Annotated in this window: 22 protein-coding genes; 6 read left to right on the top strand and 16 right to left on the bottom strand. The window is 73.4% G+C overall.

Features of this window, described 5'->3' with window-relative positions:
- Positions 1-223: 223 nt before the first annotated feature.
- Entirely contained in the window at positions 224-535 is a 312-nt protein-coding gene (locus tag AB0937_RS32890; RefSeq protein WP_366716941.1) for a hypothetical protein, read from the top strand.
- Positions 536-616: 81 nt separating this feature from the next.
- Here the strand turns inward: AB0937_RS32890 and AB0937_RS32885 are convergent, their stop codons facing one another.
- On the bottom strand, positions 617-1,606 hold the full coding sequence (locus tag AB0937_RS32885) for an NAD(P)H-quinone oxidoreductase (protein ID WP_366716939.1): 990 nt from the start codon (positions 1,604-1,606) through the stop codon (positions 617-619).
- Between the two features lie 170 nt (positions 1,607-1,776).
- Between AB0937_RS32885 and AB0937_RS32880 the strand changes: the two genes are divergently transcribed.
- Positions 1,777-2,796 carry an ATP-binding cassette domain-containing protein gene (locus AB0937_RS32880; RefSeq protein ID WP_366716937.1) on the top strand — a complete coding sequence of 340 codons (1,020 nt, stop codon included), beginning with the start codon at positions 1,777-1,779 and terminating at the stop codon, positions 2,794-2,796.
- The gene (locus tag AB0937_RS32875; protein ID WP_366716935.1) at positions 2,793-3,641 is read left to right on the top strand and encodes an ABC transporter permease; all 849 of its coding nucleotides are present in this window, start codon (positions 2,793-2,795) and stop codon (positions 3,639-3,641) included. The genes AB0937_RS32880 and AB0937_RS32875 overlap by 4 nt, the downstream gene beginning before the upstream one ends.
- A 131-nt stretch (positions 3,642-3,772) precedes the next feature.
- Here AB0937_RS32875 and AB0937_RS32870 read toward each other — a convergent pair whose 3' ends face one another.
- The 6 genes from AB0937_RS32870 to pdhA form a co-directional block, all read right to left on the bottom strand.
- Positions 3,773-4,882, bottom strand: coding sequence for a potassium channel family protein (locus AB0937_RS32870; RefSeq protein ID WP_366716933.1), 1,110 nt, complete (start codon positions 4,880-4,882; stop codon positions 3,773-3,775).
- Entirely contained in the window at positions 4,879-6,267 is a 1,389-nt protein-coding gene (locus AB0937_RS32865) for a molybdopterin molybdotransferase MoeA (protein WP_366716931.1), read from the bottom strand. Before AB0937_RS32865 ends, AB0937_RS32870 begins: the two co-directional genes overlap by 4 nt.
- On the bottom strand, positions 6,264-7,319 hold the full coding sequence (locus AB0937_RS32860; protein WP_366716929.1) for an NTP transferase domain-containing protein: 1,056 nt from the start codon (positions 7,317-7,319) through the stop codon (positions 6,264-6,266). Before AB0937_RS32860 ends, AB0937_RS32865 begins: the two co-directional genes overlap by 4 nt.
- An 86-nt stretch (positions 7,320-7,405) precedes the next feature.
- The gene (locus tag AB0937_RS32855; RefSeq protein WP_366716927.1) at positions 7,406-8,884 is read right to left on the bottom strand and encodes a dihydrolipoamide acetyltransferase family protein; all 1,479 of its coding nucleotides are present in this window, start codon (positions 8,882-8,884) and stop codon (positions 7,406-7,408) included.
- Complete coding sequence (locus AB0937_RS32850) at positions 8,884-9,888, bottom strand: alpha-ketoacid dehydrogenase subunit beta (protein WP_366716925.1); 1,005 nt, start codon at positions 9,886-9,888, stop codon at positions 8,884-8,886. Before AB0937_RS32850 ends, AB0937_RS32855 begins: the two co-directional genes overlap by 1 nt.
- Positions 9,885-11,030, bottom strand: coding sequence for a pyruvate dehydrogenase (acetyl-transferring) E1 component subunit alpha (gene pdhA / locus AB0937_RS32845; RefSeq protein ID WP_366716923.1), 1,146 nt, complete (start codon positions 11,028-11,030; stop codon positions 9,885-9,887). Before pdhA ends, AB0937_RS32850 begins: the two co-directional genes overlap by 4 nt.
- Positions 11,031-11,220: 190 nt before the next feature.
- Here pdhA and AB0937_RS32840 point away from each other — a divergent pair, with 190 nt between their 5' ends.
- Positions 11,221-11,706: an Lrp/AsnC family transcriptional regulator gene (locus AB0937_RS32840; protein WP_366716971.1), complete on the top strand. Its 486-nt coding sequence runs from the start codon at positions 11,221-11,223 to the stop codon at positions 11,704-11,706.
- A gap of 18 nt (positions 11,707-11,724) precedes the next feature.
- Here the strand turns inward: AB0937_RS32840 and AB0937_RS32835 are convergent, their stop codons facing one another.
- The 3 genes from AB0937_RS32835 to AB0937_RS32825 all read right to left on the bottom strand — a co-directional run bounded on the left by AB0937_RS32835 (position 11,725) and on the right by AB0937_RS32825 (position 14,226).
- Positions 11,725-12,033, bottom strand: coding sequence for a hypothetical protein (locus AB0937_RS32835; RefSeq protein ID WP_366716921.1), 309 nt, complete (start codon positions 12,031-12,033; stop codon positions 11,725-11,727).
- A gap of 88 nt (positions 12,034-12,121) precedes the next feature.
- Complete coding sequence (locus tag AB0937_RS32830) at positions 12,122-12,712, bottom strand: TetR/AcrR family transcriptional regulator (RefSeq protein WP_366716919.1); 591 nt, start codon at positions 12,710-12,712, stop codon at positions 12,122-12,124.
- Positions 12,709-14,226, bottom strand: a complete 1,518-nt coding sequence (locus AB0937_RS32825; RefSeq protein WP_366716917.1) for a 3-hydroxyacyl-CoA dehydrogenase — start codon at positions 14,224-14,226, stop codon at positions 12,709-12,711. The genes AB0937_RS32830 and AB0937_RS32825 overlap by 4 nt, the downstream gene beginning before the upstream one ends.
- Before the next feature lie 160 nt (positions 14,227-14,386).
- On the opposite strand from AB0937_RS32825, the gene paaN reads away from it, so the two are divergent.
- Entirely contained in the window at positions 14,387-16,078 is a 1,692-nt protein-coding gene (gene paaN, locus AB0937_RS32820) for a phenylacetic acid degradation protein PaaN (protein ID WP_366716915.1), read from the top strand.
- An 83-nt stretch (positions 16,079-16,161) separates the two neighbouring features.
- Here the strand turns inward: paaN and AB0937_RS32815 are convergent, their stop codons facing one another.
- Genes AB0937_RS32815 through AB0937_RS32805 form a run of 3 tightly spaced genes read right to left on the bottom strand, consistent with a single transcriptional unit; the run spans position 16,162 to position 19,072 of the window.
- Positions 16,162-16,905, bottom strand: a complete 744-nt coding sequence (locus AB0937_RS32815) for a TrmH family RNA methyltransferase (RefSeq protein WP_366716913.1) — start codon at positions 16,903-16,905, stop codon at positions 16,162-16,164.
- Positions 16,902-18,113 carry an HTTM domain-containing protein gene (locus tag AB0937_RS32810; RefSeq protein WP_366716911.1) on the bottom strand — a complete coding sequence of 404 codons (1,212 nt, stop codon included), beginning with the start codon at positions 18,111-18,113 and terminating at the stop codon, positions 16,902-16,904. Before AB0937_RS32810 ends, AB0937_RS32815 begins: the two co-directional genes overlap by 4 nt.
- Positions 18,110-19,072: a DUF5819 family protein gene (locus AB0937_RS32805; protein WP_366716969.1), complete on the bottom strand. Its 963-nt coding sequence runs from the start codon at positions 19,070-19,072 to the stop codon at positions 18,110-18,112. The genes AB0937_RS32810 and AB0937_RS32805 overlap by 4 nt, the downstream gene beginning before the upstream one ends.
- 380 nt (positions 19,073-19,452) lie before the next feature.
- Between AB0937_RS32805 and AB0937_RS32800 the strand changes: the two genes are divergently transcribed.
- Complete coding sequence (locus AB0937_RS32800; RefSeq protein WP_366716909.1) at positions 19,453-20,586, top strand: acyl-CoA dehydrogenase family protein; 1,134 nt, start codon at positions 19,453-19,455, stop codon at positions 20,584-20,586.
- Positions 20,587-20,719: 133 nt separating this feature from the next.
- Here AB0937_RS32800 and AB0937_RS32795 read toward each other — a convergent pair whose 3' ends face one another.
- From AB0937_RS32795 to AB0937_RS32785, 3 genes are all read right to left on the bottom strand, one after another.
- On the bottom strand, positions 20,720-21,049 hold the full coding sequence (locus AB0937_RS32795; protein WP_053670196.1) for a rhodanese-like domain-containing protein: 330 nt from the start codon (positions 21,047-21,049) through the stop codon (positions 20,720-20,722).
- A 207-nt stretch (positions 21,050-21,256) separates the two neighbouring features.
- The gene (locus AB0937_RS32790; protein ID WP_366716907.1) at positions 21,257-22,078 is read right to left on the bottom strand and encodes a hypothetical protein; all 822 of its coding nucleotides are present in this window, start codon (positions 22,076-22,078) and stop codon (positions 21,257-21,259) included.
- Positions 22,079-22,348: 270 nt separating this feature from the next.
- Positions 22,349-23,788, bottom strand: coding sequence for a DUF2252 domain-containing protein (locus tag AB0937_RS32785; RefSeq protein ID WP_366716905.1), 1,440 nt, complete (start codon positions 23,786-23,788; stop codon positions 22,349-22,351).
- Positions 23,789-23,959 lie beyond the last annotated feature (171 nt).

Raw genomic sequence — 23,959 nt, 5'->3', positions numbered from 1 at the left:
GGAGCGGTCCGGTCCGCTCCCCGCCCGGTCCCCGAGGCCCGCTTCATCAGCCTCGTCGGCCGTCCCGGCCAGACAGGCCGGGACGGCCGGGCAGGTCCCCCGGCCGACCGTGTCCCCCCCGGCTGCTTCACCGCCCCGGTCCGCCCCGTCACCCCTGGTGGCCCCGTCGGCCCCTTCGGCCCCCTCGTCCCCGTCGGCCCGGGCGGCTTCGTCGGCGGCGTCCGTGGCGGCACCCTCCGCCGCCGGTGAGCCCTCCCGGGCCGGGAGCAGGGCCGGAGAGGGCCGGGAGCGGCCGGGACGGCCGGAGGACGCGGTACAGCGGCCGGACCTCTTCGACGCCACGGCCCTCCCCGAGGAGCCACGGGAGACCGCCCCGGTGCCGTCCGCCCCGGCGGAGCAGCCCGTACACGAGGCAGCCACCGCCGAACGCCCCGTCGGCCCGGTCCTGCGGATCCTGCCCCTGGGCAGCGGCCTGGTCCTGATCGGCCTGGGCCTGGCCCTGGCCTTCGTCGCACTGCGACTGCGCCGGGCCTAGGGAGTGGCCGCACAGTCCCGCCTGCCCCGCCCTCCGGGCGAACGACCCGCCTGTGCGGACACCCCTGGGGGCCGGGAGGGCTCAGGTGCCCTGGGGGGTGATCAGCAGGACCTTTCCGATGTGGCCGCTCTCCTCCACCACCCGGTGCGCGGCGGCAGCGTCCCGCATCGGGAGTTCGCGGTCGACGACCGGGCGCAGATGGCCCCCCGCGAGCAGGGGCCAGACGTGTTCGCGTACGGCCGCGACGATGGCGGCCTTCTCCTCAAGGGGCCGGGCCCGCAGTGACGTCGCGCTGATCGCGGCACGCTTGGCCAGCAGGGCGCCGATGTTCAGCTCGCCCTTGACGCCGCCCTGCATGCCGATGATCGCGAGCCGGCCGTTGACGGCGAGGGCCTTGACGTTGCGCTCCAGGTACTTGGCGCCCATGTTGTCGAGGATCACGTCCGCACCGGCGCCGTCCGTCGCCTTCCCGACCTCCTCGACGAAGTCCTGCTCGCGGTAGTTGACCAGGATGTCGGCGCCCAGCTCGGCGCACCGCTCCAGCTTCTCCTTCGTACCGGCCGTCACGGCCACCCGCGCTCCGACGGCCTTGGCCAGCTGGATCGCCATCGTGCCGATGCCGCTGGAGCCACCGTGCACGAGGAGCGTCTCGCCGGGCCGCAGGTGGGCGATCATGAAGACGTTCGACCAGACCGTGCAGGCCACCTCGGGCAACGCCGCCGCCTGCGTCAGGCCGACGCCCTCGGGCACGGGCAGCAGCTGTCCGGCCGGGACGGCCACCTTCTCGGCGTAACCGCCGCCGGACAGCAGCGCGCACACCTCGTCGCCGACCTTCCAGCCGGAGACGCCGGTGCCGATCCCGGCGATCCGCCCGGAGCACTCCAGGCCGGGGTACGGGGACGCTCCGGGCGGCGGTTCGTAGAAGCCCTGCCGCTGCAGGATGTCGGCCCGGTTGACGGCGCCGGCCGCCACCTCGACCAGGACCTCGCCCTCGCCGGGCACGGGGTCGGGGACCTCGTCCCAGACCAGCGCCTCGGGCCCACCAGGTTCGGGAATCGTGATCGCATGCATGCAAGGGACCGTACCCGCCGGTCCCGGGACCGAGTCCGCCGCGTCCCGAGGCCTCCCCGCCTGCGCCGCCGGAGCCGTCCCGCCGAAAAAGTCGGGTGCGCCACCGATGAGTTTGCGCGACGGTAAAGGTCTTTCCATGCGTAGCCCAAGCACGCGGAAGGACCCGAAGCATGAGCACGCAGTTGTCCGGCCTGGCGATCGAGACCGCGGGCCTGGTGAAAACGTTCGGCGAGACGAGGGCCGTCGACGGAGTCGACCTGTCCGTGCCCGCGGGCACGGTCTACGGCGTCCTCGGCCCGAACGGCGCCGGCAAGACCACCACCGTGAAGATGCTCGCCACGCTCCTGCGGCCGGACGGCGGCGAGGCGCATGTCTTCGGCCACGACATCGTCCGCGAGGCGGACGAGGTGCGCGGCCGGGTGAGCCTCACCGGCCAGTACGCGTCGGTGGACGAGGACCTCACCGGCACCGAGAACCTGGTCCTGCTGGGCCGGCTGCTGGGCCATCACAAGAAGGCCGCCCGGGAGCGCGCCGCCCAGCTCCTGGAGGCCTTCGGGCTCACGGACGCGGCCGCGAAGCAGGTCAAGCACTACTCGGGGGGCATGCGGCGCCGCATCGACATCGCCGCGTCCATCCTCAACACCCCGGACCTGCTGTTCCTCGACGAGCCGACGACCGGCCTGGACCCGCGCAGCCGCAACCAGGTCTGGGACATCGTGCGGGCCGTCGTCGCCCAGGGCACCACCGTGCTGCTGACCACGCAGTACCTGGACGAGGCCGACCAGCTGGCGTCCAGGATCGCCGTCATCGACCGGGGCAGGGTGATCGCCGAGGGCACCAAGGGCGAGCTGAAGTCGTCCGTCGGCGCCGGGTCCGTCCACCTGCGGCTGCGCGATGGCGACCAGCGCGATCTCGCGGCCGGCCTGCTGCGCCGCGCCCTCGACGCGCAGGTGCAGCCGGAGCCCGACCCGGTGGCCCTCACCGCCCGTCTCGGCACGGCGGCGAGCGACGACTCCGCAGCCGAGCAGGCCGCCCGCGCACTGAACGAGCTGGCGCGGGCCGGCATCACCGTCGACAACTTCTCGCTGGGCCAGCCCAGCCTGGACGAGGTGTTCCTCGCCCTCACCGGGCACGACACGCACGACTCCGCCGACCGCTCCGGCGACCCGAAGGACGAGGTGGCGGCATGAGCACCGCGACGACCACCGAGAGCAAGGAACTCGCCCCGGTCAGCGCCGAGTCCCTCGCCGCGCTGCTCGTCTCCAAGGAGCGGCCGCCGCGGCCCAGCGCGTGGTCGGCGTCGATGACCTTCGGCTGGCGGGCGATCCTCAAGATCAAGCACGTGCCGGAGCAGCTCTTCGACGTCACGGCGTTCCCGATCATGATGGTGCTGATGTACACGTACCTGTTCGGCGGGGCGCTGGCCGGCTCGCCGGAGGAGTACATCCAGTTCCTGCTGCCGGGCATCCTCGTGATGTCGGTCGTGATGATCACCATGTACACGGGGGTCTCCGTGAACACCGACATCGAGAAGGGCGTCTTCGACCGGTTCCGCAGCCTGCCGATCTGGCGTCCGTCGACGATGGTCGGCTATCTGCTCGGTGACGCCCTGCGGTACACGATCGCCTCGGTCGTGATGCTCACCGTCGGCATCATCCTCGGCTACCGGCCGGACGGCGGGGCCGTCGGCGTGCTCGCCGGGATCGCCCTGCTGGTGGCCTTCTCGTTCGCCTTCTCGTGGATCTGGACGATGTTCGGGCTGATGCTGCGCACCGAGAAGTCGGTGATGGGCGTGAGCATGATGGTGATCTTCCCGCTCACGTTCCTGTCCAACGTGTTCGTCGATCCGAAGACGATGCCGGGCTGGCTGCAGGCGTTCGTGAACAACAGCCCCATCACCCATCTGGCGTCGGCGGTGCGCGGCCTGATGGGCGGCGACTGGCCGGCCGGCGAAGTCGCCTGGTCGCTGGGCTGGGCGGCCCTGTTCGTGCTGGTCTTCGGGCCGGTCACGATGCGGCTGTACAACCGGAAGTAACCCTCGGGGGTCCGGGTTTCCGGCCGGCCGTCGCGCACTGATCGGGGTGCGGGCCGGCCGGCCGTCGCACATCGTCCGGTCGCGGGCGGGCCGGCCGCTCAGCCAGGCTGCGGGGCCGGCCGCTTCGCGCGTCAGTTGTTGCGGGGCATCGGGGGCATCGGGCGGATGTCCGGCGCGACCTGGGTGGCCGGGGTCGCCCGCACGATCGTGATGAGGCGGTCGGTCAACTCCAGCCTGCCGACGGCAGGGTCGTCGTAACCGAGCACCCGGTGACCGCGTATGACGCTCACCACCAGGTCGGCGACCTCCCGGGGCGTCTTGCCCACCTCGGCCTTGACGACCGGCCGTTCGACGATGTCGAGGCCGCTGCCCTGCTGGATGAGGTCCTCCATCACCATCCCGGCGGAGGGGCTGAGCACGGACAGACCGAGCAGCCGGCCCGCGGCGCTGGCGCTGGTGACGACCGCGTCCGCGCCCGACTGCTTGAGGAGCGGGGCGTTCTCCTCCTCCCGCACGGTGGCCACGATCTTCGCCCCGCGGTTGAGCTGGCGAGCCGTCAGCGTGACCAGGACCGCCGTGTCGTCGCGCTGGGTCGCGATGATGATCTGCCGCGCCTTGTGCACCTCGGCCCGGGTGAGGACCTCGCTGCGGGTGGCGTCCCCGATGATGCCCACGTAGCCCTCGGCGGTCGCGGCGTCGATCACTTTGGAGCTGGGGTCGACCACGACGACCTGCTCCTTCTTCAGGCCCGTCGCGACGACGGTCCGGATCGCCGACCTGCCCTTCGTGCCAAAGCCGATGACGACGGTGTGATCGCGCAAGGTGGACCTCCAGCGGGTCAGCCGCCACTCCTCCCGGGTGCGTTCGGTGAGGGCTTCGAGCGTGGTGCCGACCAGGATGATCAGGAACAGCACGCGCAGGGGCGTGATGACGAGGATGTTGGTGAGCCGGGCGCTTTCGCTGGCCGGGGTGATGTCACCGTAGCCGGTGGTGGAGAGGGTGACGGTCGCGTAGTAGAACGCGTCGAGGAGGCTGATGCCGCCGCCCGCGTTGTCGTTGTAGCCGTCGCGGTCGGCGTAGACGATCAACGCGGTCAGCACGAGGACGAACAGCGCCATGGAGAGCCGTTTGGCGACCTGGCGGATCGGATGCTCCACCACTTTCCTCGGGAGTTTCACCCGATGGGTCACCAGATGTTCGTCGGCCTGGCGGGCGATCGCGTCCTGGCCCGGAAGTTTCACGTGAAACACACCCCGATTCCTCCGGACGCCCAGGGCAGGTCGAGCAGTTCCGTCTCCTGTCCCGTGCGTGCACCGCCCGGCGGGACCACGGCCAGCGCGTCGGCCGCCGCGATGCCGCGCAGCATGGCGGGGCCGTTGTAGTGCAGCGGTACGGCCTCGTCACCGCGCAGGACCACGGGGACGAGCCGCGTGTCGTGCGGGTGCCCCTGGACGGCCTCCCGGAGCGGCATCGTGTACGGCTCGGGGGCCGGGCGGGCCGTGAGGATCCGCAGCAGCGGTTCGGCGAGGGTCAGCAGGCCGGAGACGGCGGCGAGCGGATTGCCGGGCAGGCCCACGAGGTGCTGGGTCTGCGTGGTGCGGGCCAGCAGCATCGGGTGGCCCGGGCGCACCTTGACCCCGTCCACGAGGAGTTCGGCACCGATCCGGCGCAGCGTGGGGTGGACGTGGTCGACGGGACCCGCGGCGGTGCCGCCGGTGGTGAGAAGGACGTCGGCGTCGGAGGCGGTGACGGCCTCGTACAGCGCGTCGGCGTCGTCGCGGATGCGCCGGACGGCGGTGACCTCGGCGCCGAGCGCCCGCAGCCAGGGCGGCAGCATGGGGCCGAGCGCGTCCCGGATCAGGCCGTCGTGCGGCAGACCCGCGGTGAGCAACTCGTCACCGAGCACCAGGACTTCGGCGCGGGCCCGGGGGACGGCGGTGACGGTGTCGTATCCGGCCGCCGCCGCGAGCCCGAGGACGGCCGGGGTGACGAGCGTGCCGACGGCGAGCAGCTGGTCGCCGGTACGGCATTCCTGACCGCGCGGGCGGATGTCCTGGCCGGGGACGACGTCCCTGGTCGCGTGGAGGCGGCCCTTGTCGTCGGTGCGGCCGTGCTCGCTGCGCAGGACCGCGGTGGTGTCCGGCGGGATGCGGGCGCCGGTGGCGATCCGGACGGCCTCGCCGTCGGTCAGGGACCCGGGCGCGGCGTGCCCGGCCAGGACCCCCTCGTCCCGTACGTGCCAGGGTGCGGGGCCGCAGACCGCCCAGCCGTCCATCGCGGAGGTGTCGAAGGAGGGGAGGTCGGTGAGGGCGTCGAGGGGAGCGGCGAGGGTCAGGCCGAGGGCGGTGTCGAGGGGTGCGGAGAAGGGGGCTCGGCGGGCGGCCCGGGCGGCGTCGCGGCCGGCGCGTTCGGCGAGGGCCCGGGCCTCGGGCCACGCGGTGGCGCGGTGGTGGCTGCCGGGCCGGGCCGGGGTGTCCGGCTGGGACGCGGTGCGGGCGCTGTCCTTCTCGCCTCGGGCCGCGGGGCCGGGCAGGTGGTCGCCGTTGCTGTTCCTCACGAGGGCGAGCACCTCCTCGACGTCGAGGTCCTCGGCGTCCTCTCCGGCACGGGCGCCGTGCGGGGTCATCCGGCGTCCGGCCGGGTGTCGGGCGTGGCGTCGGGGGCCACATCGCCCTGCGGGGGCTGCGTGGCGTCGGCGGCCGCGTCGCCCCGGGGCTGCTGCGCGCCTTCGGCGGCCACACCGCCCTGAGGCTGCTGTGGGCCGTCGGCGGGGGGCCCGGCCTCGGACGTGCTCTCCTGTGCCCAGCGCGCGGCGAGCGCCACGGCCTTGCGGGCGGCCTCGGCGACCGCCTCGGGGCCGCCGCCGGCCTGAGCGGCCGCGTAGCCGACGAGGAAGGTGGTCAGCGGCGCCGCGGGCCGGGCCACACCGTGGGCGGCGTCGCGGGCGAGGTCGAGGAGGCCGCGGGTGTCGACGTCGAGGTCGATCCCCAGTTCGTCCTTGACGGCGGAAATCCATTCATCCAACACGTGCCCATGCTCCCTGATACGTGCCCTGGCGGTGGCGATGTCGTCCCAGGTGTCGCAGTCGAAGGACGCGACCGGGTCGGAGATGCGGGTGAGGTTCAGCTCGGCGGTCAGACGCCGCAGGGGGAGACCGGTGAGAGCGCCGTGCCGGCCGGTGAGGAGCGCGAGTTCCGCACGCAGCCGCGATGCCCGGTAGGCGGCCACGAGGGGCTGGTCACGGCCGCCGGGGTCGGTCAGCAGCACGCCGTCCGAGCCGCTCGTCCGCAGCGCGCTCAGCAGGCGGCCCACGGTCGGCTCCCGGAGGAACGGCAGATCGGCGGAGAGCACCACGAGGTGCTCGGCCGTGGTGTGGCGCAGCCCGGCGTCGAGCGCGGCCAGCGGTCCGCCGCCGGGCGGGTCCTCACGCGCCCAGGTCACGGGCCGTGCGGTCGGCCTGGGCGCGGCGACGACGACGGTGGTGCGGGCGGTGGCGCAGGCCGCGAGCACCCGGTCGAGCAGGGGCCGTCCGCCCACCCGCACGCCGGGTTTGTCCGTGCCGCCCAGGCGCCTGGCGGCACCGCCGGCGAGCACGACGGCGTCGTACCGGGCGGGGCCGTCCCCGTGCGCGGGGCCGGGGGCGGCGCCGGGTTCACCGGGGGGCTGGTAGGCGGTCACCCCCCGAGTATGCGTGCCCCCGCGATCACACGGAACGCGGGGGAAGCGACGCGATCACCTGCACCGGCCCGGACGAGGATCGGGAATCACAGCGTCCGCAGCAGCACCGCTGGCTGTTCCACGCAGTCCGCGACGTACCGCAGGAAGCCGCCGGCCACGCCTCCGTCGCACACCCGGTGGTCGAAGGTGAGCGAGAGCTGCACGACCTGCCGCACCGCCAGCTCGCCCTCGTGCACCCACGGCTTGGGGACGATGCGGCCGACGCCGAGCATGGCGGCCTCCGGGTGGTTGATGATCGGCGTGGAGCCGTCGACGCCGAAGACGCCGTAGTTGTTCAAGGTGAAGGTCCCGCCGGTGAGTTCGCCCGGTGTCAGCGTCCCCGTGCGGCCCGCCTCGGTCAGCCGGGCGAACTCGGCGGTCAGCGACTCGGCGTCCCGCGCGTGCGCGTCCCGCACGACCGGCACGACGAGGCCCCGGTCGGTCTGCGCCGCGAACCCCAGGTGCACGTGGTCGAACTGCACGATCTCCCGGGCCTGCGTGTCGACCGTGGAGTTGAGCTCGGGGAAGCGGGCGAGGGCCGCGGTGCAGATCCGGGCGAGCAGGGCCAGGAGGGAGATCTTCGGTCCGCCGGCCGCGTTCATGGCCGCGCGCGCCCGCATGAGCTCCGTGGCGTCCGCGTCGACCCAGCAGGTGGCGTCCGGGATCTCCCGGCGACTGCGCGCCAGCTTGTCGGCGACGGCGCCGCGGATGCCCTTGAGCGGGGTGCGGGTCTCGCCGGGGGCCGCCGCCGCGGAGGGGCGGGAGGCGAGGGCCGGGCTCGGTGCGTGCTGCACGTCGTGCGGGTGCGGTGCGGCCGGCGATGCCGCCGGGGCGCCCTGAGTGCCCGCGACGCGCAGCGCGTACTCCACATCCGCCCGCAGGATCAGCCCGTCGGGGCCGGATCCGGTCAACGCCCGCAGGTCCAGGCCGTTCTGCCGCGCCAGCCGGCGCACCAGGGGTGAGATCACGGGGACGGGGCCGTCTGCGGCACCGAGGCCGTCCGCCGTGCCGGGACCGTCGGCCCGGCCGTTCACGGTCGTCACGGATCCACCCGCCTGCGCCGACGAAGCCGGGGAAACGGGCTCCGTGGCCGCTGCGGCATCCGCCCGCCCGGTCGGCGACCCCGCGGGATCGGCCTGACCGGCTGTCGCGGGCGCGCCGGACAGCGGCCGGTCCTGCCGGACCCGGCGGCGCCGCGCGGGCGCCTCGGAGGTGCCGTAGCCGACCAGGACGTTGCCCGACCCTCCGGAGCCGGTGTCCTCGGCGCCCGAGGCGAGCCGCTCCCCCACGGCCACCGTGATCAGCGGCGCCCCGACGGGCAGTTCGGTGCCCTCCTCGCCGAAGCGGGCCGTGACCACACCGCCGTAGGGGCAGGGCACCTCGACCATGGCCTTGGCCGTCTCGACCTCGACGACCGGCTGGTCGATGGCGACCACGTCGCCGACCTCGACCAGCCAGCGCACGATCTCCGCCTCGGTCAGCCCCTCACCGAGGTCGGGCAGCTTGAATTCCAGCACCTGTGCCATCAGCTCTCGGCCTCCCACTGCAGACGCCCCACGGCGTCCAGGATCCGGTCCACACCGGGCAGGTGGTGGCGCTCCAGCATCGGCGGCGGATACGGGACGTCGAACCCGGCCACGCGCAGCACCGGCGCCTCCAGATGGTGGAAGCAGCGCTCCGTGACCCGCGCCGCGATCTCCCCGCCCGGGCCGCCGTAGGAACCCGACTCGTGGACGACGACCGCCCGTCCCGTGCGCCGCACCGAGGCGCTCACCGTCTCGTCGTCGAACGGCACCAGGGAGCGCAGGTCGACGACTTCGAGGTCCCAGCCCTCGGCTCGGGCCGCCTCGGCCGCCTCCATGCAGACGGGTACGGACGGCCCGTACGTGATGAGCGTGGCGCTGCGGCCCGGGCGGCGCACCACCGCGCGGCCGATCGGCTCGACGGGCGCCGGCTCCTCGGGGTTCCAGGAGTCCTTCGACCAGTACAGCCGCTTCGGCTCCAGGAAGACGACCGGGTCGTCGGAGGCGATGGACGCGCGCAGCAGCCCGTAGGCGTCGGCTACGGTCGCGGGCGTGACGACGTGGAGCCCCGGAGTGGCCGTGTAGTACGCCTCGGAGGAGTCACTGTGGTGCTCGACGCCACCGATCCCGCCGCCGTAGGGGACACGGATGGTGATCGGCAGGGGCATCCTGCCGCGGGTGCGGTTGCGCATGCGCGCCACGTGCGAGATGAGCTGCTCGAACGCCGGGTAGGCGAACGCGTCGAACTGCATCTCCACCACCGGGCGGAGGCCGTACATGGCCATGCCGACCGCGGTGCCGAGGATGCCGGCCTCGGCGAGCGGGGTGTCCGTGCAGCGGTCCTCGCCGAACTCCTTGGCGAGTCCGTCGGTGACGCGGAAGACGCCGCCGAGGGTGCCGACGTCCTCGCCCATGACGTGCACGGCGGGGTCGGCGGCCATGGCGTCGCGCAGCGCGCGCGTGAGGGCCTGCGCCATGGTGGCCGGCTTGACGGCGACGGTGGTCATCGGTGCGTGCCCCCCTCGGACTCGGACTCGGCCTCCAGCTCGGCCCGCAGCTGGTCCCGCTGTTCCAGCAGCTGGGGCGTGGGCTCGGCGTAGACGTGATCGAACAGGTCCATCGGGTCGAGGACCGCGTCCTGGTTCATCTGCTCGCGCAGGGCCGCGGCCATGGTCTCGGCGTCCTGCCGGGCGGCCTCGATGCCGGCCTCGTCGAGCAGGCCGCGCCCGGTCAGCTCGCGCTCCAGCAGCCGGATCGGGTCGTGCTCGCGCCAGGTCTCGACCTCGGCGTCGCCGCGGTAGCGGGTCGCGTCGTCGGCGTTGGTGTGGGCGTCGACGCGGTAGGTGATCGCCTCGACGAGGGTGGGGCCGCCGCCCGCGCGGGCGTGGCGTACGGCGTCGGAGAGCACCTCGTGCACGGCCGCGGCGTCGTTGCCGTCGACCAGGCGGCCGGGCATGCCGTAGCCGACCGCCTTGTGGGCCAGCGACGGGGCCGCGGTCTGCTTGGCGAGCGGGACGGAGATGGCGAAGCCGTTGTTCTGCACGAGGAAGACGACCGGGGCCTGCCAGACCGCGGCGAAGTTCAGCGCCTCGTGGAAGTCGCCCTCGCTGGTGCCGCCGTCGCCGACCATGGCCAGCGCGACCACGTCGTCGCCCTTGAGGCGGGCGGCGTGCGCGAGGCCCACGGCGTGCGGGAGCTGGGTGGCGAGCGGGGTGCACAGGGGGGCGACCCGGTGCTCGTGCGGGTCGTAGCCGGTGTGCCAGTCGCCGCGCAGCAGGGTGAGCGCCTCGACGGGGTCCACGCCCCGGGCGACCACGGCGAGCGTGTCGCGGTAGCTCGGGAAGAGCCAGTCACGCTCCTGAAGGACCATGGCGGCGGCGACCTCGCAGGCCTCCTGGCCGGTGGTGGAGGGGTAGACCGCGAGACGGCCCTGCTTGGTGAGGGCGGTGGCCTGCGCGTTGTAGCGGCGGCCCTTCACCAGTTGCGCGTACAGCGCCCTCAGCAGCTCGGGGTCGGCCTTGGCGGCCGCCTCGGTGCCGAGGACGCGGTACGGCTCGGCGTCGGGCAGCAACGGCGCGGGATCCGTCCGGGGCTGCCAGGCGGGCGGCGGGGTCGGCTTGTACGCGCCCCGCTGCTCCATGACCGTCATGACGGCACCTCCTCGTGGGAGCGGCTCGAAGAGACGCGTCGGCTGTGACCCGCCTCACCTACCGATTGTTCGGTCGACGGCACAATTTGGCTATGGGTGACCCCAGGCTGTGGACAAACGGTTCTCCACGACCTGAGATGGACGCAGTACGTCCATGGTAGGGAGGTCGGCGCAGGTGGCATCTGAACAAATGGCCGAAGGCCAGGACGACAGTGGCGTGCTGCCGCCGCCACGACCCCTGGACGCCATAGATCAGGACATCCTGCGCATGCTGCAGGCGGACGGCCGCGCGTCGATACGGTCGGTCGCCGAGCGGGTCCACGTCTCCCGGGCGAACGCCTACGCCCGCATCAACCGGCTCCTCGAGGACGGTGTCATCCGGGGCTTCGGCGCCCGGGTCGATCACCAGCGGGCGGGTCAGGGCACGTCCGCGTACATCACGCTGAAGATCGTCCAGAACTCCTGGCGCACGGTCCGCGAGGAGCTCAGACAGCTGCCCGGCGCCTCCCACATCGCCCTGGTGGGAGGAGACTTCGACGTGCTGCTGCTGGTCCACGTCTCCGACAACCGGTCCCTGCGCGAGCTGGTCCTGACCCGCCTCCAGGCGATCCCCCAGGTGCTCAGCACGCGCACCCTGCTGGTGTTCGAGGAGGAGGACCTGGAACCGCAGGGCTGACGGCCATGGACGCGCCCGTCAGCTCGCGGCCACCGCGACGCCGAGCAGCACCGCGAACGTCACCGGGAGCAGTGCGCAGCCGAGCCCGGTGCCGGCGGCCGCGATCCGCAGTCCGCGCAGGGACCGGCGGTGCGGCAGCACCCAGGCGAGCGCGAGCAGGCCGGCCGCCCAGAACAGCACGCCCGAGAAGGCGCCGGGGCCGTCCTGGGCTGCGAAGCAGCGGTACTCCAGCACGAGGAGCGGCAGTCCGGGCAGGGTGGCCGCGAGCGGTGCCCGCCACCAGGTCCGGTGGGTGGCGCGGGTGAGCGGTGCGTCAGGTCCGGGCATGCGTCCCACCCCATCACCGCCGGGGGGCCGGGACATCGTCACGCGTACTCAGCCCGCCCGCGCGCGGGTACTCACGCGGAGGACGCCGTCACCCGGCCTTGCGCAGACCTCCGAAGGCCAGGTGCACCACCGCGTCGCCCACCTCGCGTTCGCTCATGCCGCGGCCGTCCGGGCGGTACCACTCGACGATCGAGTTGATCATGCCGAAGACCAGCCGGGTCACCAGCCGGACCTCTATGTCGGCGCGCACGTCCCCGTCCGCCGCAGCCGCCTTGAGCAGGTCGGCGACCCGGTGGTCGAAGTCGCGGCGCCGCTCCAGGGCCCACCGCTCGGTGTCGGTGTTGCCGCGCACCCGCAGCAGCAGCGTCACGTAGGGCAGTTCGGTGATCAGCACCTCGACCATGCGCCGCACCACGTACTCCAGCCGGTCGGAGGCGCGCCCCACGCGTGCGTGCTCCTCGTCGAGGATCCCGAAGAGCCCGTCCAGGGCCCGGTCCACGGCCCGGCGCAGCAGTTCCTCCTTGCCGGTCACGTGGTGGTAGATCGACGACTTGGAGATACCGGCCGCCTTGGAGAGGTGCTCCATGGAGGTGCCGTCGTAGCCGCGCTCGTTGAACACCTGGACGGCGACGGACAGCAGGGTGTCCGGGGTGTAGGTGTCGCGCTTGGCGGTGGTCATGAGGCGGTGCCCTCCCGCTTGTCGGAGGCATGGGCGTGGCGGTACAGCGCCAGGGAGGGCGCGTAGCGCCCCGAGGGGTCGCGCAGGTGCAGGTCGTCCAGCAGCGCGTAGGCCCAGGAGCGGCCGAGCCGGCGGCTCCACTCGAAGGGGCCCAGGGGGTAGTTGACGCCGAGGCGCATCGCGGTGTCGATGTCCTCCTCGGTGGCGACGCCCTTGGCGACCGCGTCGTGCGCCAGGTCGATGATCCGCGCCACCGTACGGGCGACGATCATGCCCGGTACGTCGCCGATGACACTGACCTGCTTGCCGAGCGCCTGGAAGAGGCCGATGGCCTCGGAGAGGGTCTGCGGGGAGGTGTCCTGGGAGGCGGACAGGGCGATCCGGCCGGCCGCGCGGTAGTCGAGCGCGAGGTCGAAGTAGACGACGTCGCGGAACTCCACCGAGGTCTGCCCGTCGGCGAGCGCGAGCTGCCCGCCGCTCGGCAGTACCAGGCGGCTGCCGTTGTCCTCGTCCTCGTCGCGGACCGGGATGCCCGCCTCGCGGACCAGCGCGAGCAGCTCGGCGGCCGGCCCCAGGTCGCCCTCGGCGACGACGTACGCGGGCGGCTGCCGCTTCTCGGCGGTGTCCGGCTCGGGGCGCTCGGCGCCGTCGCCGTGGTCGTACCAGCCGTGGCCGGTCTTGCGCCCGAGCCGGCCGGACTCGACCAGGCGCCGCTGGGCGAGGGACGGCGTGAAGCGCACGTCCTGGAAGAAGGACTGCCAGACCGACCGCGTGACCGACTCGTTGACGTCCTGGCCGATCAGGTCGGTCAGCTCGAACGCGCCCATCCGGAAGCCGCCCGACTCGCGCAGCACGGCGTCGATGGTGGCCGGGTCGGCGCCCTGGGACTCGTACACCGCGAAGGCCTCGGCGTAGAAGGGCCGGGCGATGCGGTTGACGATGAAGCCGGGGGTGTCCGCGCAGGCGACCGGCGTCTTGCCCCAGGCGCGGGCGGTCTCGTACGCACGCGTGGCGTACGTGACGTCGGTGGCGAAACCGGAGACGACCTCGACCAGCGGCAGCAGCGGCGCCGGGTTGAAGAAGTGCAGGCCGACGAACCGGCCCGGGACGCGCAGGGCTCCGCCGATGGCGGTGACCGACAGGGACGAGGTGTTGGTGGCGAGCAGGCAGTCGTCGGAGACGACGCCCTCCAGCTCGCCGAACAGCTCCTGCTTGACGTCCAGCCGCTCCAGGACGGCCTCGACGACCAGGGCGCAGTCCGCGAGTTCGGCGAGGGTCCCGGCGGGCAGCAGCCGGGCGCGGGCGGCGTCCCGCTCGGGGCCGGTGAGCCGCTCCTTCTCGACGAGCCGGTCCAGTCGGGCGCCGATCGCGTCGGCTGCCTCCCGGGCCCGCCCGGGGACGGTGTCGTACAGCCGGACGGGATGGCCCGCGACCAGCGCGACCTGGGCGATTCCCTGACCCATGGTGCCGGTGCCGACGACGGCCACGGGGCTGCTGAGGTCGAGTGCTGTCATGTGCGCGATCCTCCCGCACGGGGTTTTCCACAGATGCGGCGGACCCCCTTGAACCGACCGATCGTTCGGTTACTCTAGCTCTGTCCGAGTGTTCCTGCCCAGGTTTCTGCCCAGGTCATGAACTCGACGAGGAGTTCTTGAGACGAGGAGTTGGTCATCCATGACCGCCGCACTCTCGGCGCACGAGCTGATCGCCCGGCACCGGTCCACCCTCGACCAGGCGCTGGAAGCGATCCGCACGCGCGCCTACTGGTCCCCGCACCCCGAACACCCCAAGGCCTACGGGGAGAACGGCAGCCTGGACGCGGCGGCGGGCAAGGCCGCCTTCGACGCCCTGCTCGGCACCCGCCTCGACCTCGGCCAGCCGGGCACGGACGACTGGGTGGGCGGCGAGACGTCCCCGTACGGCGTCGACCTGGGCGTGACGTACCCGCACGCGGACCTCGACGTGCTGCTGCCCGCCATGAAGGCCGGCCAGCGCGCCTGGCGGGACGCGGGCGCCGAGCAGCGCGCGGTGGTCTGCCTGGAGATCCTCAAGCGCATCAGCGACCGGACGCACGAGTTCGCGCACGCCGTCATGCACACCTCCGGCCAGGCGTTCATGATGGCGTTCCAGGCGGGCGGACCGCACGCGCAGGACCGCGGCCTGGAGGCGGTGGCCTACGCCTACGTGGAGCAGGTGCGCACGCCCGACAACGCCGAGTGGACCAAGCCGCAGGGCAAGCGCGACCCGCTGGCGATGAACAAGCAGTTCACGCCGGTCCCGCGCGGCATCGCCCTGATGATCGGCTGCAACACCTTCCCGACGTGGAACGGCTACCCGGGCCTGTTCGCCTCCCTCGCCACCGGCAACGCGGTCCTGGTCAAGCCCCACCCGCGCGCGGTGCTGCCGCTCGCCCTCACCGTGCAGGTCGCGCGCGAGGTGCTCGCGGAGACCGGCTTCGACCCGAACCTGGTGGCGCTGGCCGCCGAGCGCCCCGGCGAGGGCATCGCCAAGACGCTCGCGCTGCGCCCCGAGATCCGCATCATCGACTACACGGGCTCGACCGAGTTCGGCGACTGGCTGGAGGCCAACGCCCGCCAGGCCCAGGTCTACACGGAGAAGGCCGGCGTCAACACCGTCGTCGTCCACTCCACGTCCGACTACAAGGGCATGCTCTCCAACCTGGCGTTCTCGCTGTCCCTGTACAGCGGCCAGATGTGCACCACCCCGCAGAACCTGCTGGTCCCCCGCGACGGCATCACCACGGACCAGGGCCCCAAGTCCTACGACGAGGTCGTCGCGGACCTCGCCAAGTCCGTCGACGGGCTGCTCGGCGACGACGCCCGGGCGAACGCGCTGCTCGGGGCGATCGTCAACCCGGACGTGAAGGCCCGCCTGGAGGCCGCCGCCGGGCTGGGCGAGGTCGCCCTGGCCTCCCGCGAGATCACCAACCCGGACTTCCCGGGGGCGGTCGTCCGTACGCCGGTGATCGTCAAGCTGGACGGGGCCAAGCCGGACGACGAGGCCGCGTATATGAGCGAGTGCTTCGGGCCGGTGTCCTTCGCCGTGGCCGTCGACTCCGCGGCGGACGCGGCGGAGCTGCTGCGGCGGACCGTCCGTGAGAAGGGTGCGATGACCGTCGGGGCGTACACGACCGACCCCGAGGTCGAGCAGACCGTGCAGGAGGTCTGCCTGGAGGAGGCGGCGCAGCTGTCGCTGAACCTCACGGGCGGGGTGTACGTGAACCAGACGGCCGCGTTCTCCGACTTCCACGGGTCCGGTGGAAACCCGGCGGCGAGTGCGGCGCTGTGTGACGGGGCGTTCGTCGCCAACCGGTTCCGGGTGGTCGAGGTGCGGCGGGACGCCTAGGAGCTCGGGGGTTCTCGTTGTCGCGCGGGCGGCCGGTGCGCTGTGGTTGCCCGCGCGGTTCCCCGCGCCCCTGAAGGGCGCTCCTACAGGGGCGTTCCGAGGCTCCAGTGGTAGAGGGTCATCGCCACGCTCGTCGCCAGGTTGTAGCTGCTGACCTGGGGGCGCATCGGCAGGGACAGCAGATGGTCCGCGCGGGCGCGCAGTTCCGTCGACAGGCCCGTGCGCTCCGAGCCGAACGCGAGGACGGCGTCGTCCGGGAGCTTCACGCCCCGGATGTCGTCGCCCTCCGGGTCCAGGGCGAACAGCGGGCCCGGCGGCAGCTCCTCGACGGCCAGCCGCTCCACCGTCGTCGCGAAGTGCAGCCCCGCCCCGCCCCGCACGACCGTCGGATGCCAGGGGTCGAGCGTCCCGGTCGTCACCACGCCGGTCGCCCCCAGACCGGCGGCCAGACGGATCACCGCACCGGCGTTGCCCAGGTTGCGGGGGTGGTCGAGGACCACGACCGGGGCCCTTCGCGGCACGGCCGCCAGCTTCGCGAGGCCGGAGGCACGGGACGGCCGTACGGCCAGGGCGGCCACGGCCGTGGGATGCGGGCGCGGCACGAGCGACGCGTACGTCTCGTGCGGCACCTCCACCAGCAACCCGGCCAGCGCGTCCCGCACGTCCGGGGCCAGCGCGTCGGCGAGGCCCAGCGCGGCCGTCCGGTCGACCGTGACCGCCAGCGGCACCTCGGCGCCGAAGCGCAGCGCGTGCTTGAGGGCGTGGAACCCGTCGAGCAGGACGGTGTCACCGGCGAGCCGGTGCCAGGTGGTCACGGGGTCGGTCATGCCCCGAAGCCTACGTGCGTGGCCTCCGGGCTCTCGCGGGTGCGCTGCCCGGGCAGGTGCGCACGCCCGCCCCGGCGCCGCAGCCGGTCCCGCGCGCGTACCGCCCGGCCGCCCAGGCGGCGCAGGAAGCCCGTCGGCAGGAACACGGCGTCCGCCGCGATCATCGCCAGCGAGAAGAACGGCAGCCCGAGGACCACGGCGATCACGGCGTGCTCGGTCATCATGACGGCCAGCAGGACATTCTTCACCCGCCGGTTGAACAACGTGAACGGGAAGGCGACCTGCACGAGGACCGTCCCGTAGGTCACCAGCATCACCATCGTGCCGCTGGCGGACAGCAGGTCCGCAAGCGCCGGCCAGGGCGAGAAGTACTCCAGGTGGAGCGGGTAGTAGACCGCCGTGCCGTCCTGCCAGCGCGAGCCCTGGATCTTGTACCAGCCGGCTGTCGCGTAGATCAGGCACGCCTCCGCCATGATCACGAGCAGCGCGCCGTTGTGCACGATGTTCGCGACGACGTCCAGCAGGATCCGCGGCTCACCGGTCCTGGCCCGGCGTCCCACCAGCCGCCACAGGCCCAGCACCACCCACACCGTCCACAGCAGGACCGGTATCAGGCGGTCCCCCTGCATACGGCCGGCCAGGGTGACCGCGACCAGCACGAACCCGAGCACGCCCCACAGCACCGGCCCGGTCCGGTCCGTGACCCGCTCGCCCCGCGCACGGGCCGCCCTGTCCCGCACGGCCCGCCGGGCGTCCAGCGACCACACCTGGGCGCAGCGCGTGAACACCAGGTAGATCGACATCAGGTGCAGCACGTTGTCGCCGCCGTCGCCCATGAAGACGCTGCGGTTCTGCAGCGACAGCACGCCGACCATGAACAGCACCGACATGGTGCGGGTGCGCCAGCCCAGCATCAGCAGCGCGCCGGAGAGGACCGCGAGCGCGTAGACGATCTCGAACCAGACCCGGCCGTCCGACCACATCAGGACGGTGAAGGAGCCGTTGGAGCCGACCAGCTGCTGGGCGAGATCCCAGCTCCAGGGGCCGTCGGGACCGTACAGCTCGTGCCGGTGGGGGAGTTCGCGGAGCAGGAACAGCAGCCAGGTGGCGCTGAACCCGATGCGGACGACGGCCGTCTGGTAGGGGCCCAGGGCCGCCTCGGTGACCCGGGCGATGCCACGGGAGACGGCGAGCGAGAAGCGGTTCACCGCACTCCTCCCTCGGCCTCGTCCCGCGGCACCTTCCACCACGGCAGCTCCCGGTAGGACGGTGTCGTGGAGACCTTCTCCCGGCTCCACCGGGGCGGCGGCACGTTGCTGGTCCGGGAGCGCACCTGCACCCGTTCGATGGCCCCGGCGCCCCCGGTCGCGGCCCGTACCGCGTCGTCGTCGGTGAGGCGCAGCACCATGATCCGGCGCAGATACGCCTCCGAGAGCGCGCCGCGCAGCCCCACCGGTCGGTTCTCGCCGTCATGCGTCGCGACGAAGAAGTCCCAGGCCCGGCGCAGCTCGTTCTGCTGGGTGTGGCTGGGCAGCAGGTTGCCGTCGATGGCACGGCCGTCCTCGGCGGACAGGTCGTACCAGCCGGTGGTCAGCGTCATGCCGTCCGGCCCGCGGACCCCGGCACGGACCTGGATCGAGATGTTCTGCTGGAGCGGGTTCGGTGCGAAGAGCTTCCAGTTCTGCTCGAACTCCGGATAGATCCAGTCGTCGACGGCCTTGCCGTGCGCCCTGGTGACCGTGTTCGCCGGCGCGACGTGCAGGAACGTCATCCCGAGATGCACGCACACCCCGATGGCGACCACCGCGAGGGCCAGGGCGACACCGACCTGGTAAGGCAGGGAGAGCGCGGCGATGCCGGTACGGGGCGCACCGGGCGGGTACGGCACGGGCTGCCCATCCATCACGGGCTGCCCATCCATCACGGGCTGCCCGTCCATCACGAGCGGCTCGACCGGCCCGGACGTCTCGAGCGGCCCGGCGGGCCCGGACATCTCGAGCGGCCCGGCGGGCCCGGCCGGTTCCGCCGGGGCGTCGTGGTCCGCCGGGGCGTCGTGGTCCGCCGGGGCGTCGTGGTCCGCCGGCAGGTCCTGCCACTCGGGCGGGGTCGGGCGGCCCGGCGCGTCCGGGCCGTGCCGGGCGGTCGAGCCCTCGTCGTACGCGTCCATTCCGCCCCGTTCCACGATCCCGGTCCGTCGTTCCGTCCGCCCGGTCGCGAGGGCGTCGTACCGCCCGCGCTCCACCGCGCGGCATCGGCACCGGCACGGTACTCAGGACACCCACCCGCGCACAGCCCCTGCCCGCCCCTCCCGAAGTGGCCGTCGCCACACCACGGAGGATGACCGTACGGCGCGTGCGACCGCCCGGGGAGCCGCCGTCCCCCTGGTCCTCGGGGGACCCCCGCAGGTTATCCACAGGGCGCCCCGGCCGGTCGCCGGCAGGAGTGACACCCTACGGTGCCCGCCCGTACACCCATTCCCTTCTTCTAGAACCTGTTCTATCTTGACGCCCCGTCAGCTCAACGGGACCCGCCGGGAGGACAGGCACCGTGGACTTCACCTTCACCGAGGAGCAGCAGGCGGCGGCCGAGGCGGCGAAGGGCGTGTTCGCCGGGGGCGCCCCCGACGCCGTGCCCAGCCCGGCCCTCACCCCGGGCGCCGTCGCCGAGACCTGCGACCGCGCCCTGTGGGCCAGGCTCGCCGACGCCGACCTGCTGAGCCTGCTGCTCGACGCGCGGTACGGCGGGGCCGGCCTGGACGCCGTCGCGCTGTGCCTGGTGCTGCGGGAGTCGGCACAGGTACTGGCCAGGGTGCCTTTGCTGGAGAGCAGTGCGGCAGCCGCGACCGTCCAGGCCTTCGGCGGGGAGGAGGCGAAGGCGGACCTGCTCGCCCGGGCCGGCCGCGGCGAGACCGTGCTGACCGTCGCCGCGCACGGCCACACCGGCCACGACCCGGCCGGTCAGTCCGTGACCGCCCGGCGGGACGGCGGGGACTGGGTGCTGGACGGGGTGCAGACGGCGGTGCCGTGGGCCTACGACGCGGACGTCACGCTCGTCCCCGCGCACACCGGGACCGGCCGGACCGTACTGGCCCTGGTGCCGCGCGGGCACGCGGGTGTGCGGCTTGCGGAGCAGTTCTCCACCAGCGGCGAGCGGCTCGGCGAGCTGCGGCTGGCGTCGGCACGGCTCGCTTCCCGGGACGTCATCGACGCCGACGGGGCGTGGGAGTGGCTGCGGGACCTGCTGACCACCGGGACGTGCGCGCTGGCGCTCGGGCTCGGGGAACGCGTGCTGCGGATGACCGGGGAGTACACGGGCAAACGGGAGCAGTTCGGGTTCCCGATCGCCACCTTCCAGGCCGTCGCCGTGCAGGCCGCCGACCGCTACATCGACCTGCGCGCGATGGAGGCCACGCTGTGGCAGGCCGCGTGGCGCATCGCCTCGGGAGCACCGGGCCCGCTGCCCGCCGCCGGAGACGTGGCCGTCGCCAAGATCTGGGCGGCGGAGGGCGTCCGCCGGGTCGTGCAGACCGCCCAGCACCTGCACGGCGGATTCGGCGCCGACGTGGACTATCCCCTGCACCGCTACCACGCCTGGGCCAAACACCTGGAACTGTCACTCGGCCCGGCCGCGGCACACGAGGAGGCCCTGGGCGACCTGCTGGCGGCCCATCCGCCCGCCTGACCCCGACGGCCGGGTCCGCCGGGAGCCCCCGGTCGGTGTCCCCGGTGTCCCCCGTGTCCCCCGTGTCCCCGGTGTCCCCGGTCGACCATCCGTGGTCGGGGGTCCCTGGTCGGGGGTCCCTGGTCAGCGGTACCTAGAGGACGAACCCCTGCTGCCCGTCGTCCGTCACGACGGGACGGCCCGCCGCCTCCCACACCTGCATGCCGCCGTCCACGTTCACGGCATCGACGCCCTGCTGGGCCAGATACATCGTGACCTGGGCGGACCGGCCACCCGAACGGCAGATCACATGGACGCGGCCGTCCTGCGGGGCGGCCTCGGTCAGCTCGCCGTACCGGGCGACGAACTCGCTGATCGGGATGTGCAGCGCCCCTGCGGCGTGGCCGGCCTTCCACTCGTCGTCCTCCCGGACGTCCAGCAGGAAGTCACCGTCCTTGAGGTCCGCGACCGCGACCGTGGGCACACCAGCTCCAAAACTCATGCGTCCGACGCTACCGGAACCGGCCGCGGCACCGGCCGGGCACGGCTCAGCCCTGCCCCTCGTGCCGACCCGGGCCGCGGCTCACCGTCACGACCATGGCCCCTTGGGTGCCGTTGCCCTGGGGCGAACTGCCTTCTGCCCACGCACCGGACGCCGCTCCTTCACGGGCAAACGTTGCCCGCCGCGGCACTAGCCGTCGCCCTCGCCGAGCAGCGCGGCCAGCTCCGTCTCGCGGTCGGTGACTTGGGCGAGCAGCCCCTGCCCGATCTCGTCCAGGAGCCGGTCCGGGTCGTCCGGGGCCAGCTGCAGCATGTGGCCGATGGCGCTGTCCTCCAGTTCCCGGGCGAGCAGCCCGAGCAGCTCCTTGCGCTGGGCGAGCCATTCGAGGCGGGCATAGAGCTCCTCGGCGCGGCTCGGGCCCCGCTTCAGCTCGGGTCCCTCGGCCCATTCCGCGGCGAGCTCCCGCAGCTCCGTCTCGTCGCCGCGGGCGTAGGCGGCGTTGACCCGTGTGATGAACTCCTCGCGCCGGCGGCGTTCCTTCTCCTCCTGCGCCAGGTCCGGGTGGGCCTTGCGGGCCAGGTCGCGGTACAGCTTGCGGGCCTCCTCGCTGGGGCGGACCCGCTGCGGGGGCCGGACCGGCTGGTCCGTGAGCATCGCCGACGCCTCGGGGAACAGGCCGTCGCCGTCCATCCAGCCGTGCAGCAGTTCCTCGACGCCGGGGATCGGGGCGAGCCGCGCCCTGGCCTCCTCCGCCCGCTGCCGGTCCGCGGGGTCGCCGCTGCGGGCGGCTCTGGCCTCCAGGATCCGGGCGTCCAGCTCCTCGAGCCGGGCGTACAGCGGTCCGAGCTTCTGTTCGTGCAGCCGGGAGAAGTTATCGACCTCGACGCGGAAGGTCTCCACGGCGATCTCGTACTCGATCAACGCCTGCTCGGCGGCCCGTACGGCCCGCTCCAGCCGCGCCTCGGGCCGTGCGGCGTCGCCACCATCCTGCTCAGCTTCCGGGGTCGTCACCCGACCAGCCTAGGTCACACACCGACCGCGCCCACGCCCCGGAGGAGAACGGGCCGGGAACCTCGTCGCACCGACCGTCGCCCACTCCCCCGGGGGGCGACGGCGGGCCCAGGACTCGATGCCATCGACCGTCGGCCTCACCCCCCGGGCCGAAGCCCAGCCGGAGACTCACCGCACCGACCGTCCCACCCCTGCCCCGAGCGGGGCTGCGGCATACCGGCCCGCGACCCGCGGCCCTGCACCGAGGCTCGCCCGCCGGCCGTGGCGCCCCTACACTCCCAGCTCCGCCGCCACCTTCCCCGCCTTCAGCCCCGCCAGCAGATCCGCGTGGTCCGCCTCCGTCCGGTCCGCGTAGGTCACGGCGAAGGCCGCCATCGCCTCGTCCAGCTCCTCGTTCTTCCCGCAGTAGCCGGCGATGAGCCGCGGATCGGCGCTGTGCGCGTGCGCCCGGGCCAGGAGGGCGCCGGTCATGCGGCCGTAGTCGTCCAGCTGATCGGCGGCCAGGGCGGCAGGATCGACGCTGCCCTTGCGGTTGCGGAACTGCCGGACCTGGAAGGGCAAGCCGTCGACCGTCGTCCAGCCCAGCAGGTTGTCGCTCACGACCTGCATCCGCTTCTGGCCCAGCACGACCCTGCGGCCTTCATGGCCGGCCTCCGGCGCCTCGAAACCGGCCGTCGCCAGATGCGGCACCAGCGCCGACGCCCGCGCCTCCTTCACCTGAAGCACCAGCGGCTCGCCCCGGTGGTCCAGGAGCAGCACGACGTAGGACCGGGTGCCGACGCTGCCCGTGCCGACCACGCGGAACGCCACGTCCTGCACCGCGTGCCGCGCGAGGAGCGGCAGGCGGTCCTCCTGCAGCGTGCCGACGTACTCCTCCAGGGACGCCGCCACCGCCGCGGCCTCGGCGTCCGGGACGCGCCGCAGCACCGGTGGCGCGTCGACGAAGCGGCGCCCGCCGTCCTCGGTGGCCTCGGTCGACTTGGCGGCGAAGCGGCCGCTGGTGTTGTGGCGGGCTTTCTCGGCGACCCGCTCCAGCGTGCCGAGCAGATCATGGGCGTCGGTGTGGGAGACGAGCTCCTCGTCCGCGATGGCGTTCCACGCGTCCAGGACCGGAAGCCTGGCCAGCAGCCGCATGGTTCTGCGGTAGGCGCCCGCCGCGTCGTACGCCGCCTTGCGGCACTGGTCCTCGTCGGCGCCCGCCACCCGGCCCGCGAGCACCAGGGAGGCCGCGAGGCGCTTGAGGTCCCACTCCCAAGGGCCGGGCACCGTCTCGTCGAAGTCGTTCAGGTCGATGACCAGCCCGCCGCGGGCGTCGCCGTACAGGCCGAAGTTGGCCGCGTGGGCGTCGCCGCAGAGCTGGGCCCGGATGCTCGTCATCGGCGTGCGCGCGAGGTCGTACGCCATGAGTCCCGCCGAGCCGCGCAGGAACGCGAACGGGTTGGCGGCCATGCGCCCGACCCGGATCGGGGTCAGCTCGGGCAGCCGCCCGCGGCCCGACTCCTCGACGGCGCTCACCGCGTCGGGCCGGGAGGCGTCCAGGTCGAGCGAGGCGTGGGCACTGCGCGGGATCCGCTTGCGCAGGGCCTTGCCCTCGTCCTTGGGCGAACCGGCGGCCGGCCACTCGGCGAAGCCGCGGACCCGGGGCAGCCTGCGCGGTGCCCCGCCTTTCGCCGTGCTCCCGCTCTCGTCCTGAGCTCCAGTCCTGGTCATCCCGACCGCCTCCCCCGCACGCGCACGAACATCCACTCGTGCCGACCGTACAACCGGCGGCCGAAACGCGTCAGACCCTGTGGACAACTCCACGGCTGTGGACAACCCGCGCCGAGCCGGACCGCGCCCAGCGGGGCCGCGCCCAGCGGGGCCGGACCGCGCCGGCCCAAG

The organism is Streptomyces sp. NPDC047880, assembly GCF_040706515.1.
GTDB lineage: Bacteria > Actinomycetota > Actinomycetes > Streptomycetales > Streptomycetaceae > Streptomyces.
This window is presented reverse-complemented; position numbering and strand designations above follow the sequence as displayed.

What these genes read in the sequence shown, in the direction of transcription:
- AB0937_RS32885 (WP_366716939.1), bottom strand. Translation starts at nt 1,606, where the DNA reads ATGCATGCGATCACGATTCCCGAACCTGGTGGGCCCGAGGCGCTGGTC.
- AB0937_RS32880 (WP_366716937.1), top strand. Translation starts at nt 1,777, where the DNA reads ATGAGCACGCAGTTGTCCGGCCTGGCGATCGAGACCGCGGGCCTGGTG.
- AB0937_RS32875 (WP_366716935.1), top strand. Translation starts at nt 2,793, where the DNA reads ATGAGCACCGCGACGACCACCGAGAGCAAGGAACTCGCCCCGGTCAGC.
- AB0937_RS32865 (WP_366716931.1), bottom strand. Translation starts at nt 6,267, where the DNA reads ATGACCCCGCACGGCGCCCGTGCCGGAGAGGACGCCGAGGACCTCGAC.
- AB0937_RS32855 (WP_366716927.1), bottom strand. Translation starts at nt 8,884, where the DNA reads ATGGCACAGGTGCTGGAATTCAAGCTGCCCGACCTCGGTGAGGGGCTG.
- AB0937_RS32850 (WP_366716925.1), bottom strand. Translation starts at nt 9,888, where the DNA reads ATGACCACCGTCGCCGTCAAGCCGGCCACCATGGCGCAGGCCCTCACG.
- pdhA (WP_366716923.1), bottom strand. Translation starts at nt 11,030, where the DNA reads ATGACGGTCATGGAGCAGCGGGGCGCGTACAAGCCGACCCCGCCGCCC.
- AB0937_RS32840 (WP_366716971.1), top strand. Translation starts at nt 11,221, where the DNA reads ATGGCCGAAGGCCAGGACGACAGTGGCGTGCTGCCGCCGCCACGACCC.
- AB0937_RS32835 (WP_366716921.1), bottom strand. Translation starts at nt 12,033, where the DNA reads ATGCCCGGACCTGACGCACCGCTCACCCGCGCCACCCACCGGACCTGG.
- AB0937_RS32830 (WP_366716919.1), bottom strand. Translation starts at nt 12,712, where the DNA reads ATGACCACCGCCAAGCGCGACACCTACACCCCGGACACCCTGCTGTCC.
- AB0937_RS32825 (WP_366716917.1), bottom strand. Translation starts at nt 14,226, where the DNA reads ATGACAGCACTCGACCTCAGCAGCCCCGTGGCCGTCGTCGGCACCGGC.
- paaN (WP_366716915.1), top strand. Translation starts at nt 14,387, where the DNA reads ATGACCGCCGCACTCTCGGCGCACGAGCTGATCGCCCGGCACCGGTCC.
- AB0937_RS32815 (WP_366716913.1), bottom strand. Translation starts at nt 16,905, where the DNA reads ATGACCGACCCCGTGACCACCTGGCACCGGCTCGCCGGTGACACCGTC.
- AB0937_RS32805 (WP_366716969.1), bottom strand. Translation starts at nt 19,072, where the DNA reads ATGGACGCGTACGACGAGGGCTCGACCGCCCGGCACGGCCCGGACGCG.
- AB0937_RS32785 (WP_366716905.1), bottom strand. Translation starts at nt 23,788, where the DNA reads ATGACCAGGACTGGAGCTCAGGACGAGAGCGGGAGCACGGCGAAAGGC.